Source organism: Leisingera sp., from assembly GCF_982940295.1.
The window spans coordinates 118,700-131,284 of the sequence record NZ_CEYXRG010000013.1; the positions used below are offsets into that span (position 1 = coordinate 118,700).

The 12,585-nt window shown below is 63.9% G+C and carries 9 protein-coding genes; 4 read left to right on the forward strand and 5 right to left on the reverse strand.

What is annotated here, in order from left to right; translation table 11 throughout:
* Positions 1-18: 18 nt before the first annotated feature.
* From AC4HIX_RS13430 to AC4HIX_RS13445, 4 genes are all read right to left on the reverse strand, one after another.
* A complete protein-coding gene (locus tag AC4HIX_RS13430) occupies positions 19-1,182 on the reverse strand; it encodes a M20 aminoacylase family protein (RefSeq protein WP_490399299.1) in 1,164 nt (387 codons plus the stop codon).
* Positions 1,183-1,216: 34 nt separating this feature from the next.
* Positions 1,217-2,383, reverse strand: a complete 1,167-nt coding sequence (locus AC4HIX_RS13435) for a M20 aminoacylase family protein (protein WP_490399300.1) — start codon at positions 2,381-2,383, stop codon at positions 1,217-1,219.
* A gap of 198 nt (positions 2,384-2,581) precedes the next feature.
* Positions 2,582-3,748 (reverse strand): acetylornithine deacetylase, encoded by a 1,167-nt coding sequence (gene argE / locus AC4HIX_RS13440; RefSeq protein WP_490399301.1) that lies wholly within the window; start codon positions 3,746-3,748, stop codon positions 2,582-2,584.
* Positions 3,749-3,751: 3 nt separating this feature from the next.
* Complete coding sequence (locus AC4HIX_RS13445) at positions 3,752-5,572, reverse strand: ABC transporter ATP-binding protein (protein ID WP_490399302.1); 1,821 nt, start codon at positions 5,570-5,572, stop codon at positions 3,752-3,754.
* A gap of 342 nt (positions 5,573-5,914) precedes the next feature.
* Here AC4HIX_RS13445 and AC4HIX_RS13450 point away from each other — a divergent pair, with 342 nt between their 5' ends.
* The 4 genes from AC4HIX_RS13450 to AC4HIX_RS13465 all read left to right on the forward strand — a co-directional run bounded on the left by AC4HIX_RS13450 (position 5,915) and on the right by AC4HIX_RS13465 (position 11,045).
* Complete coding sequence (locus AC4HIX_RS13450) at positions 5,915-7,618, forward strand: peptide ABC transporter substrate-binding protein (protein ID WP_490399303.1); 1,704 nt, start codon at positions 5,915-5,917, stop codon at positions 7,616-7,618.
* Positions 7,619-7,767: 149 nt separating this feature from the next.
* A complete protein-coding gene (locus AC4HIX_RS13455) occupies positions 7,768-8,775 on the forward strand; it encodes an ABC transporter permease (protein WP_490399304.1) in 1,008 nt (335 codons plus the stop codon).
* A complete protein-coding gene (locus tag AC4HIX_RS13460; protein ID WP_490399305.1) occupies positions 8,768-9,739 on the forward strand; it encodes an ABC transporter permease in 972 nt (323 codons plus the stop codon). Before AC4HIX_RS13455 ends, AC4HIX_RS13460 begins: the two co-directional genes overlap by 8 nt.
* A 232-nt stretch (positions 9,740-9,971) precedes the next feature.
* The gene (locus tag AC4HIX_RS13465; RefSeq protein WP_490399306.1) at positions 9,972-11,045 is read left to right on the forward strand and encodes a YeeE/YedE family protein; all 1,074 of its coding nucleotides are present in this window, start codon (positions 9,972-9,974) and stop codon (positions 11,043-11,045) included.
* Here AC4HIX_RS13465 and AC4HIX_RS13470 read toward each other — a convergent pair.
* The gene (locus AC4HIX_RS13470; protein ID WP_490399307.1) at positions 10,981-12,261 is read right to left on the reverse strand and encodes a DUF3422 family protein; all 1,281 of its coding nucleotides are present in this window, start codon (positions 12,259-12,261) and stop codon (positions 10,981-10,983) included. The two genes, AC4HIX_RS13465 and AC4HIX_RS13470, sit on opposite strands and share 65 nt — an antisense overlap.
* Between the last annotated feature and the right edge of the window lie 324 nt (positions 12,262-12,585).

A 12,585-nucleotide genomic window follows, 5' to 3' on the forward strand; every position in this document is an offset into this window, starting at 1 on the left:
CCCCTCCCCTTGCCCCGGTCAGGCCGCAGGCATCCGCTGCTCGACGATTTCCGCCCACCAGCTGCAGCCCGCGGGAATGGCGTCGTCGTTGAAGTTATATTCCGGGTGATGGACCATCGCGGTGTCGCCGTTGCCCATCAGGATATAGGCGCCGGGGCGCTCTTCCAGCATGAAGGCGAAATCCTCTCCACCCATCACCAGCGGCGCGTCCTCGCAAGAGCCGGAGACGCTGGCCGCCACCTTGGCGGCAAATTCGGTCTGCTCCTCATGGTTCACCATCACCGGATAACCGCGGTGATAGGTGACATCGGCAGTGCCGCCAAAAGTCGCCGCGATCCCGGTGCAGACCTCGTTGATCCGCTTCTCGGCCAGGTCGCGCATCTCCTTGGACATGGTACGCACGGTGCCCTTGATCTGCACTTTCTGCGGGATCACGTTGAACGCCTTCGAGGATGTCTCGAAGGAGGTGACGGAGACCACGATCTGATGCACCGGGTCGGCATTGCGCGAGGCGATGGTTTGCAGCGCCAGCACCGCCTGGGCCGCCAGAACGGTTGTGTCGATGGTCTCATGCGGCTTGGCAGCATGGCCGCCGCGGCCCTCAAAGGTGATGTCGAACTGGTCGGTTGCAGCAAAGAACGATCCCGGGCGGATGGCAAAGGAACCCAGCGGCTGACCCGGCCAGTTGTGCAGGCCATAAACCTCCTGCACGCCCCAGCGGTCCATCAGGCCGTCGTCGCACATCACCTTGGCACCGCCGCCGCCTTCCTCGGCGGGCTGGAAGATCACCACCACGGTGCCGTCGAAATTGCGGGTCTCCGACAGGTACTTGGCCGCGCCCAGCAGCATCGCGGTGTGGCCGTCATGGCCGCAGGCGTGCATCGCGCCGGGGGTCTTGGATGCATACTCCAGCCCGGTCTGCTCATGGATCGGCAGCGCGTCCATGTCGGCGCGCAGGCCGATCACCTTGCCGGAGGTGTCCGCCTTGCCCTTGATCACGCCAACAACGCCAGTGCGGCCGATGCCGGTCACCACCTCGTCGCAGCCGAACTCCTGCAGCTTCTCCGCCACCAGCGCGCTGGTGCGGTGGGTTTCGAACAGGATTTCCGGGTTTTCGTGGATGTCACGGCGCCAGGCGGTGATTTCATCCTGCAGTTCGGCAAAGCGGTTCTTGACCGGCATTTCTCACTCCTTTGGTTGTCTTTTCCCCGCAGCCTCAGGCCGCGGGCATTCTTCGTTCCACCAGCTCCGCAAACCAGCTGCATCCCAACGGAATCGCTTCATCGTCAAACACATAGGCCGGGTGGTGGCACATTTCGGTGTCGCCGTTGCCAAGGAAGATATAGGCGCCGGGGCGCTCCTCCAGCATATAGGCGAAATCCTCGGACGGCATGATCGGCGGGGTTTCGGAATTGACCTTGGCGGAGACCGCCTGCGCCGCCTCCACCGCGTGGGCGGTGCCGTTTTCATCATTGATTGTAACAGGATAGCCGGGATCCCATTCGACCTCGGCCGTGGCACCAAAGGCGGCTGCGGTGCTTTCGGCAACCCGGCGCACCCAGTCCTCGGCTTGGGCCCGGTATTCCGGGTCCAGCGTGCGGACGGTGCCCTGCAGCTTGGCGGTATGGGCGATCACGTTCGACGCCGTGCTGTCGGTCTCGAAGGTCCCGACAGTCAGCACCACCCGCTTCACCGGATCCACGTTGCGTGAAACGATCGAGTGCAGCGAGACCACGATCTGTGAAGCCGCCAGCGTCGTATCGATCGCCTCATGCGGGGCGGCGGCGTGGCCGCCCTTGCCGGTCACGGTGATGGTGAATTCATCCGAGGAGGCCATCAGCGGGCCCGGGCGGATGGCGAATTCGCCGACCGGCAGGCCCGGCATGTTGTGCAGGCCATAGACCTCCTGAATACCCCAGCGGTCCATCAGGCCATCGTCGCACATCGCCTTGCCGCCCGCGCCGCCTTCCTCGGCCGGCTGGAAGATCAGAACGGCCTTGCCGTCGAAATTCCGTGTCTCTGCAAGGTATTTAGCGGCGCCCAGCAGGATCGAGGTGTGACCGTCATGGCCGCAGGCGTGCATCACGCCAGGCGTCTTGGAGGCATAGTCCACACCCGAGGCTTCGGGGATCGGCAGGGCGTCCATGTCGGCGCGCAGACCGATGGCGCGGCCGGAGGTGTTGGTCTTGCCTTCGATCACCGCCACGACGCCGGTCTGGCCGACGCCGGTGGTGATATCGGTGATGCCGAACTCCTTGAGCCGTTCCACCACAAAGGCGGCGGTCTGGTGCACCTCGTACATCAGTTCGGGGTTCTCGTGCAGGTGATGGCGCCAGGCCGTGATCTCCTGGTGCATCTCGGCAAAGCGGTTCTTGGCCGGCATTTTCCCCTCCCCTTTACTGTTACAGGTCACGTTGCGGCAGACTGTCCGCGAAAAAACTTAGCTTCGCAAGTATCCGGTCCTTCAGAACGCGGCGGAAGCCGTCGGAACGGGGGGGACATGCGTGCACCCCCATGCACCTCCTGTACACCCCTTGGCATCAATCTGCGCATCATGCGCCCGGTTTCAAGGTGCCGCAGCCTAGGCCCGCAGCTTCCCGACCAGCGCGCGCATGAACGCGTGGCCCGCATTGAACTGCGCCACGGTGATATACTCGTTTGGCTGATGCGCCTGAGCGATGTCGCCGGGGCCGCAGATCACCGCGGAGTAGCCGGCCTGCTGAAACTGACCCGCCTCGGTGCCGTAGCTTACCACATGGGAGCCGTTGTCGCCGGTCAGGGCGCGCACCAGCGCTTCGGCTTCGCCGTCCTGTTCCGGGACCAGGCCGGGGACGTCGAAGTGCTTGGCCACATCAATCCGGGCGTCCGGGTGGATCGCCTGCATCTCCGCCTCGACCTCGCGCACCTTCTGCAGATAGGCGGCTTCCCAATCGGCGGCGTTCTCACCCGGCACCACCCGGAAATCCATCATGAAGCGGCAGTCCTTGGCGGTGATGTTGTGGGCGGTGCCGCCCTCGATCATGCCGACGTGGCAGGTGGTCCAGGGCGGAGTGAACATTGCCTGCACCTCGCCCGGCTCCTTGGCCATGTTCGCTGCGTTCTGCTGGTTGGCCCAGTCGATCAGCTTTGCGCCCTGCATGATGGCGCTGACGCCGGTGTGCATGAGCGACGAGTGCACCTCGAACCCGACCAGATGGGTGGCATAGCCGGTGCCGCCCTTGTGGCCGGTCACCGCCTTCATCATAGAAGGCTCCCCGACGATCACCGCCGAGCCCTTGGGCAGCACGGGCTGCATCGCCTCGATCATCGGCGGCGCGCCGGTGCAGCCGATCTCCTCGTCAAAACTCAGCGCCAGCTGCAACGGGCGTTTGACACCTTGCTCATGCGCCTCGACCAGCGCCCAGATGGCGAGCGCATCAAAGCCCTTCATGTCGCAGGTGCCGCGGCCGAAGTATTTGCCGTCCTTCTCCACCACCGTGAAGGGATCGGTGTCCCAAGGCTGGCCGTCCACCGGCACCACGTCGGTATGGCCGGAGAGCACAACAGCCTCCTCCTCCATCGGTCCCGCGTGGGCAAAGACAGCGGCTTTGTGCGGCTGCTCCGGGTCCACCCAGCGGTGGCTTTCGATGCCGTGTAAGGCCAGATATTCCTGCACCCAGTCCACCAGCGGTAGATTGGTGTCCCGGCTCACCGTCGGGAAGGAGACCAGCATTTGCATGATCTCCAGCGGTGTCAGCTTGGCAGCCATGTATCAGTATCCGCTGTCAGTGGTCAGCACGAAATGGCCGGGCTCCAGCTCCAGGTATTCCGACGGTTCCGGCTCATAGCCCACCTCGTGGATCGGCGACGGGATCGGTTTGAAGTTCAGTTCCTTCTCCGACTTCCGCTGGCGCGGGTCAGCGATCGGAACCGCCTTCATCAGCGCCTGGGTATAGGCATGCAGCGGGTTCTCGAACACGCGGTCTCGCGGGCCGATTTCGACGATACGCCCCAGGTACATAACGCCGACCTGATGGCTGACACGCTCCACCACCGCCATGTCGTGGCTGATGAACAGGAACGACAGGCCCAGTTCCGCCTGCAGCTCCATCATCAGGTTCAGGACTTGCGCCTGCACCGACACGTCGAGCGCCGAGACGGCCTCGTCCGCGACAATCAGCTTGGGGTTCAGGGCGAGCGCGCGGGCAATGGCGATCCGCTGGCGCTGGCCGCCGGACATTTCGTGCGGGTAGCGGCGCATGAAGCTGCGCGGCAGGTGGACCCGGTCAAACAGGCTGGCGACGCGGTCGTGCAGTTCGGATCCGGAGGCCAGGCCGTAGTTGCGGAGCGGTTCTGCCACCTGGTCCATCAGCTGCATCTGCGGGTTCAGGGAGGCAAAAGGATCCTGGAAGATCATCTGCATGTCCTGGCGCGCCTTGTGCATTTCGGACGAGCTGAACTTAAGAACGTCGCGTCCCTCAAAATTCACCTTGCCTGACTGCGGCTCGACCAGCCGCAGGATCGAGCGGCCGGCCGAGGACTTGCCGCAGCCGGATTCGCCCACCAGCGACAGGGTCTGGCCCTTGAAGACCTTGAAGGAAACGTCTTCGACGGCGTGCACGTTGGAGATGGTGCGGCGCAGGAGCCCGCCCTTGACCGGGAAGCGGGTGGTCAGGTTCTGCACGTCCAGCAGCACCTCGTCGGTGCCCTTGATCGGCTCGATCTTCTGGTCCTCGACACCCATCAGCTTCATCGGCTCGGGGTACTGCTTGCCGCGCATCTCACCCAGCTTCGGAACTGCCGCCAGCAATGCCTTGGTATAGTCGTGCTTGGGGTTCTCGAAGATCTCCTCGACCGGGCCTTCCTCAACCTTGTTGCCGCGGAACATGACCACGACGCGGTCGGCCATCTGGGCGACCACCGCCATGTCGTGGGTGATAAACATCACCGCAGTGCCGGTCTCGCGCTTCAAGCGGTCCATCAGCGCCAGGATCTCCGCCTGGATGGTGACGTCCAGCGCGGTTGTGGGTTCGTCAGCGATCAAGAGCCGCGGTTCGCAGGCCATTGCCATCGCGATCACCACCCGCTGGCGCATGCCGCCCGACAGTTCATGGGGGTACTGTTTCAGGCGGCGCTCCGGCTCGGGGATGCGGACCTGGCGCAGCAGCTCCAGCGCGCGCTCCTCAGCCTGGGACTGGGACATGTTCTTGTGGATGCGCAGACCTTCGGTCAGCTGGCGGCCAACGGTGAACACCGGGTTCAGCGCCGTCATCGGCTCCTGGAAGATCATGCCGATCTCATTGCCGCGAATCTGCTTCATCATCTCCTGCTCGGAGGTGGCGAGGTTGGTCTCGCCGCCCTCGCGGCGGTTGAACAGCAGCTCGCCGCCCGCGATTTCGCCGCCGCCGAATTCCACCAGGCGCATCAGCGACAGCGAGGAGACCGATTTGCCGGAGCCGGATTCGCCGACGATGCACACGGTTTCGCCCGGGCTTACATCAAAGGAGACATTCTCCACCCCGACCACCGGGCCATCCTTGGTCTGAAACTCAACACGCAGGTTTCGAATGGACGCAATTGCGTTGTCCAGCATGACGGCTTCCCTATCTTTCATTCCCCGGGCCAGCCGCAGATGGCGGCCTCAGCACCCGGAGTAAACTCTACTTTGCCCGAAAAAGCTCATGCAAATAATGCATAGGCTTTTCGAAATTGGAATTTGCAATTTCCCGGGAAGTGGTTTTCGATACCCTTGTGGTTGCCTGCCAAGCAATGCGCCCCGGCCTGTCCGGGCGTATGTTAAGAGTGCTTAATGACTGCGCTTTTGGCCTGTGTGCAGGTGCGATTGCGACCCTTCCGCAGCGATGCGGCAAATCTCCGGGCCCGATGCGGTCCGGCCAACAAAAAGACACGAAACGTGTCCGACAAGGAGTGTGTGATGAAACTCAAATCCCTATTGATGGGGGCCGTTGCCACGGCCGCCCTGGCGCCGGCGGCTTTTGCCGAGCGCGGGTCCGATGGCCAGGTCAACATCATCTACTGGCAGGCGCCGTCGATCCTGAACCCGTTCCTGTCGGGCGGCACCAAGGACATTCAGGCCGCCTCGCTGGTGATCGAGCCGCTGGCCCGCTATGACCCGCAGGGCAACATGGTGCCCTATCTGGCGACCGAGATCCCGACCGTCGAAAACGGCGGCGTAAGCGAAGACCTGACCTCGATCACCTGGAAGATCGCGCCGGGCATCAAGTGGTCCGACGGCACCGATTTCACCGGCCACGATGTGAAGTTCACCGCCGACTACTGCATGCATCCCGAAGGCGGCTGCGCGCAGCTGACCAAGTTCGAGGGCGTGAGCTCGGTCGAGCTGGTGGATGACATGACCGTCAAGGTCACTTTCGACAAGCCGACCCCCTTCCCCTATGGCCCGTTCTCCGGCGGTGAAAGCCCGATCCTGCAGAAGGCGCAGTTCGAAAACTGCATGGGCGCCCGCGCACCGGAATGCACCGAGGCCAACTTTGGCCCGATCGGCACCGGCCCGTTTGTGGTGGATGAGTTCAAGCCGAACGACGTGATCACCATGTCGGCCAACCCCAACTACCGCGACCCGGCGAAGCCTGCGTTTGCCAAGGTGCTGTTCAAGGGCGGCGGTGACGCAACCGCTGCTGGCCGCGCGGTTATGGAAACCGGCGAGTTCGACTATGCCTGGAACCTGCAGCTGGCGCCGGAAGTGATCGCCCAGATGGAAGCAGGCGGCAAGGGCAAGCCGGTTGCGGGCTTTGGTTCGCTGGTGGAACGCATCATGCTGAACCAGACTGACCCGTCGCCGGACCTGCCGGAGGGCGAGCGCTCCACCGCCAAGCATCCGCATCCGTTCCTGAAGGACCCGGCCGTCTACAAGGCGATGTCGATGGCCATCGACCGTCCGCTGCTGGTCGAAATCGGCTATGGCAAGGCCGGCAAGGTCGGCTGCAACTGGGTGCCTGCACCTGCGGCCTTTGCCTCCGACACCTTTGACTGCTCCACCCAGGACATCGAAGGCGCCAAGGCGATGCTGGAGGACGCCGGCTATAAGGACACCAATGGCGACGGCGTGCGGGAGACCCCGGACGGCAAGCCGATGAAGATCCTGTACCAGACCTCGACCAACGCCGTGCGCCAAGACTTCCAGGCGCTGATCAAGGAGTGGTGGAGCCAGATCGGCATTGAATCCGAGCTGCGCAACATCAACGCCTCGGTGTTCTTCGGCGGCGACCCGGGTTCGCCCGACACCTTCCAGAAGTTCTATGCGGACGTGGAAATGTACGCCAACAACTTCGACGGCACCGACCCGCAGGCCTATCTGGCCAACGGCCTGTGCGATAAGGCGCCCAAGCCGGAATCCCAGTGGCAGGGTGAGAACATCTCGCGCTTCTGCAACGAGGAGTTCGACCAGCTGCACGCCGAGCTGACCAAGACTGCCGGCCTTGAGGCCCGCGCCGAAATCGGCCGCCGCCTCAATGACATCATGGTCGAAAACGGCGGCATGATCCCGCTGGTGCACCGCGGCCGTCTGTCGGCGCATTCCAACACACTGGGCGGCGTTGACTTGAACGTGTGGGACAGCGAGCTGTGGAACGCAGCAGACTGGTACCGCATCAAGTAAGCAGCGCTTGCCTCACCTGGGGCCCTGACGTTACATCGGGGCCCCTTGCCATTCTGCATTGGTTACGTTTAACCGCCTGCGCGTGACATGGATGTGAGGCCCTCCCCGCCTGCTCCGACCTTAATACAAGTTGCAAAGGCGCCTACCTGATGCTGACCTTTACAATCCGGCGGCTGATCCTGGCAGTTCCGACACTGCTGTTCATCAGCCTCGTGATCTTCCTGCTCCTGGAGCTCGCCCCCGGCGACCCGATGGCGCAAGGTCCCCGGACCGTCCCCCCCGAAGTCAAAGAAAAGATGCGCGAGGCGCTTGGCCTCGGCCAGCCGATGCACATCCGCTTCTGGAAGTGGCTGGTGCAGTTCTTCTGGATCGAGCCGCAGGTTCTGATCGACCATTACCTGGGCACCTCGTTCTCAGCGGGCGACCTGCGGGTGATCTCCTGGCAGACCCGTTCGCCGGTGATGGACATCGTGATCCAGCGGATCCCGCAGACCCTGTGGGTCGTCGGCACCGCCTATGTGGTGGCCATCCTGATCGCGCTGCCGATCGGTATCTATTCCGCCTACCGCCAGTACAGCTGGTTCGACCAGCTGGGCACCTTTGTGTCGATGGTCGGCTTCTCGGTGCCGCCGTTCTTCTCGGGCGTGCTGGTGATCGTGATCTTCTCGGTGCAGCTGGGCTGGTTCCCGTCGATCTATGACACCACCCATGTGGTCGACAGCTGGGACGCCTTTGTCTACCAGCTGAAGCAGATGATCATGCCGGTGATGGTGCTGGCGCTGCAGATCACCGCGCAGCTGAGCCGCTTCATGCGCGCCTCGATGCTGGACAACCTGAACCAGGATTACGTGCGCACCGCCCGCGCCAAGGGCCTGAGCGAGTATGTCGTAGTGATGGTCCACGTCCTGCGCAACTCGATGATTCCGGTGGTCACCGTGATCGCGCTGGGGATCCCGTCGATCTTTGGCGGCGCCATCATCACCGAGCAGGTGTTCAAGGTGAACGGCATCGGCCAGCTCTTGATCGGCGCCATCCAGGCCAACGACCTGCCGATGGTGCAGACGCTGACCTTCATCTTTGCGGTGCTGATCGTGCTGTTCAACCTGATCGCCGACGTTCTGTACGGCATTCTTGACCCGAGGATCCGCTATGACTGACAAGGAACGCTTTGTGCCCGACGAAGGCATGGCGCCCGCCTCGACCGCGGTCCCTGCTGCAGGCGCGCTGGAGGAGCTGCACAACCCGCCGCGCAGCCAGTGGCTGGATGTCTGGGACCAGTTCAAATCCCACCGCGGCGCGCTGATGGGCGGGGCGCTGTTCCTGTTCATCATCCTGGCGGTCTATGCCGGCCCTTACGTGTGGGACATCGACGCCACCAAGATCGACATCCGCGCCCGCAACCAGGGCCCCAGCTGGGCGCATCCCTTCGGCACCGACCAGCTGGGCCGCGACATGCTGGCCCGGATGATGGCGGGCGGCGCGACCTCGGTTTCCGTGGGTCTGACGGCGATGCTGCTGGCGCTGTTCCTGGGCTCCTTCATCGGGGTGCTGGCCGGCTTCTTCAGGAAGCTGGACGGCCCGCTGATGCGGATGACCGACCTGTTCCTGGCGCTGCCGCTGCTGCCGCTTCTGCTGGTGATGATGCTGCTGTTCCGCGAGCCGCTGAACGCGGCCTTCGGGCCGGAACAAGGGATCTTCATCCTGATCGTGGCCTCGATCGGGGTGACCAGCTGGATGCCCACCGCGCGGATTGTGCGCGGCGATGTGCTGGCGCTGAAGGAGCGCGAGTTCGTGATGGCGGCACGCTCCATCGGCACCACCAACCAGAAGCTGATCACCCGGCACATCCTGCCCAACGTGCTGTCGCCGATCATGGTCTCGGCCACCTTGGGGATTGCCACCGCGATCATCACCGAGTCGTCCCTCTCCTTCCTCGGCCTCGGCTTCCCGCCGGATTTCCCGACCTGGGGGCGGCTGCTGTTTGATGCCACCGACTATCTGCAGCAGTACCCGGAGCGGGTGTTCTGGCCCGGCATGGCGATCTCACTGACGGTGCTGAGCGTGAACTACCTGGGCGACGGGCTGCGCGATGCGCTGGACCCGCGGATCCGGGGCCGCTGAGGCAGAACGCACGCACACATTCAAATAAAAACATACCTACTGGCCGCTTTGCAGAAAGCGGCCAGTTTGTTTTGCAGCACCTGGCTCCGGCAAAATCACTTTTTCTGCCGGGCTGCCCAGGCCGGAACTTTGTTCCGCCTTTACCCAGTTCCGCAAACCGCCCGGCACTTGCGGCGGTGCGGCAAACCCGTCATTGCGGGAAAACGTTCCGAGTCCGCAGCTGGAGAGCGCCATGTTCGAAACATTCGGCTTTGAAGAGACGACCGCACGGGAGGCATCCGTCCTGTTTGCGCTTGGCATCGGCGCCCTGTTCGGCGCGCTGGCGCAGCTGACCCGCTTCTGCTTCCGCCGCGTGCTGACGGGAGAGGACCGACGCCAGGCCGCAGGTGTCTGGGCCATGGCTTTGGCTGTAGCGGTCATTGGCACCCAGGCGGCCGTGGCGCAGGGCTGGATCGGCTTTGCGGAACACCGGCTGATGGCGCAGGATCTGCCGCTGCTGGCGATTGCACTTGGCGGGCTGATGTTCGGCGCCGGTATGATCCTGACCCGCGGCTGCGCCTCGCGCCTGCTGGTGCTGGCGGGCAGCGGCAACCTGCGGGCACTAATGGTGATTGCGGTGGTTGCCATCACCGCCCATGCGACGCTGAAGGGTGTGCTGGCGCCGATCCGCACCGCACTTGGCTCGGTCACGCTGTTTGCGGGCGACCAGATCTCCCTTGCAGCCCTGCCCGGCGGCGCACTGCTGTGGAGTGCGGTGATAGCGGCTGCCGCGCTGATTGTCGCCTCTCGCTCCGGCAATCGGGCGCTGACGCTTGCGGGTGCCGCATTGCTCGGCATGCTAGTGCCTGCGGCCTGGGTTGGAACAGGCTTCGTCCTCTATGACGAGTTTGATCCCATCGCGATGGAGAGCCTCTCCTTCACTGCGCCTGCTGCCGATACACTGTTCTTCGTGATCGCTTCCAGCTCCATCCCTGCGGGCTTCGGCCCTGGCCTTGTTGGCGGCGTGCTGCTGGGAGCGCTGGCCGCAGCTGTGCTCAGCGGCAGCTTCCAGTGGCAAAGCTTCGAAAGCCCGCGCCAGACCGGCCGTTACCTGGCTGGTGCGGTGCTGATGGGCACAGGCGGCGTGCTGGCGGGCGGCTGCACCGTGGGCGCCGGGCTGGCGGGCATTCCAACCCTCAGCCTCGCCGCCCTGCTGGCGCTCGCGTTCATTGCCCTCGGCGGCCTCGGCATGAACGCCGCGCTCAGTGCAGCTTCTTCCGGATCCGCTGGATCCCCAGCCACACCAAGGCAACAACCGGCAGGGTAACAGCTGCGATCAGGAGTTTCTTGCTGACCCCGTACCTCTCTGCAAACGGCAGGAAGAAGTCTGAGACCAGAGACACCGCGTAGTAACTGACGGCCACCACCGACAGCCCCTCCACCGTGTGCTGCAAGCGCAGGGCAATGTCCGAGCGGCGGTCCATGCTGGCCAGCAGCGCCTGGTTCTGGGCAGAGCGCTCCACATCAACCCGGGTCCGGAGCAGCTCGCCTGCCCGGCGCGCCCGGTTCGCCAGGGTCTCCAGCCGTTTCTCTGTGGATTTCACCGTGCGCATGGCAGGTTCGAACCGGCGCAGCATGAATTCCGCAAGCGTCTGGAAGCCCTCGTGCCGGTCCTCGCGCAGCAGGCTGACCCGCTGGTTGACCAAAGCGTCATAGGCCCCCGTGGCGCTGAACCGGAAGGCAGAGCGTGCCGCCATCGCCTCCAGCTCAGCCGAGACGGTCAGCAGCTGCGACAGGGTCTGCTCGGCCGGAGTGGACCCGCCGGTCATCTCCACCATCATCTCGCTCAGATGCGTGTCCAGCGCGCTGATCGACGGAGTCAGGCCGCGGGCGCGGGAGAACCCCAGCATCGCCATCGCCCGGTAGGTCTCGATCTCGCACAGGCGCTGGACGATCCGCCCGATGCGCTGGCTGCCGGTCTCGGCATTCGGCAGCACCGCAAACCGCATATGCCCAGCCGGATCGATGCGGAAATCCCCGGCCACCACGGCGCTGTCGTCCAGCACCCGGGAGACCGCAAGGCTTTCCGGCACGAACCAGTCATGCAGGGTTTCCTTCATCTCCGCCGCTTTGGTGCGCGGCACAACCCGGATCAGCGCGGAAGTGATCCGCTGACCGGGGGCCTCTGCCAGCCAGTCGGAGGGGAAGACGTCAAAATCCGCCGGGTCAAAGGCCCGCGCGCTGACGCCGTCGCGGTAGACGGTGTAGCTGACAAATTCCGTGTGCTGCTCCCATTTGATCATGTGGCGGCCGATTTGCGCCGCGTGATGCGTCGCCCCCGGCTTGGGGTGCGGCGCCCCATGGCGGTCCAGCAGGTCGGTCAGATGCTTCAGATCCTGCATCCGGTCGCGGTGCTCCGCCTCATTCGGCTGCTTGACCGCCAGATAGACAACCGTGCTGGGGCAGGTCATGGCGGGAAACGGGCGGGCGTGCAGCTCATTGGTGAGCGTGTAGCGCAGGGGGTGGTCCTGGATCGGGGGCATTCTGGTCTCCGGGGCAATGCAGCCGACCATAGTGAGCCCTTGCAAATATGTACAGAAATGTTTTATTTCAATGCGTTAGCAGGATGCAATGGTATACAATACAGGTATTGCAGGGGCTCTGCCCCCGGCCCGCGCGGGCCTCCCCCGGGATATTTTCAGCCAGATGAAGGATCCGGAAAGAAAAAGGCGCCCCGGTTGGAGCGCCTTTCGTTGTCATATGACCGTTGGCTTACTGGATCATGCCCAGCAGCGTGTCGAGGCTTTGCTTTGCATCGCCGTAGAACATGCGGGTGTTTTCCTTGAAGAACAGGGGGTTCTCGATGC

What these genes read in the sequence shown, in the direction of transcription:
- AC4HIX_RS13430 (WP_490399299.1), bottom strand. Translation starts at nt 1,182, where the DNA reads ATGCCGGTCAAGAACCGCTTTGCCGAACTGCAGGATGAAATCACCGCC.
- AC4HIX_RS13435 (WP_490399300.1), bottom strand. Translation starts at nt 2,383, where the DNA reads ATGCCGGCCAAGAACCGCTTTGCCGAGATGCACCAGGAGATCACGGCC.
- argE (WP_490399301.1), bottom strand. Translation starts at nt 3,748, where the DNA reads ATGGCTGCCAAGCTGACACCGCTGGAGATCATGCAAATGCTGGTCTCC.
- AC4HIX_RS13445 (WP_490399302.1), bottom strand. Translation starts at nt 5,572, where the DNA reads ATGCTGGACAACGCAATTGCGTCCATTCGAAACCTGCGTGTTGAGTTT.
- AC4HIX_RS13450 (WP_490399303.1), top strand. Translation starts at nt 5,915, where the DNA reads ATGAAACTCAAATCCCTATTGATGGGGGCCGTTGCCACGGCCGCCCTG.
- AC4HIX_RS13455 (WP_490399304.1), top strand. Translation starts at nt 7,768, where the DNA reads ATGCTGACCTTTACAATCCGGCGGCTGATCCTGGCAGTTCCGACACTG.
- AC4HIX_RS13460 (WP_490399305.1), top strand. Translation starts at nt 8,768, where the DNA reads ATGACTGACAAGGAACGCTTTGTGCCCGACGAAGGCATGGCGCCCGCC.
- AC4HIX_RS13465 (WP_490399306.1), top strand. Translation starts at nt 9,972, where the DNA reads ATGTTCGAAACATTCGGCTTTGAAGAGACGACCGCACGGGAGGCATCC.
- AC4HIX_RS13470 (WP_490399307.1), bottom strand. Translation starts at nt 12,261, where the DNA reads ATGCCCCCGATCCAGGACCACCCCCTGCGCTACACGCTCACCAATGAG.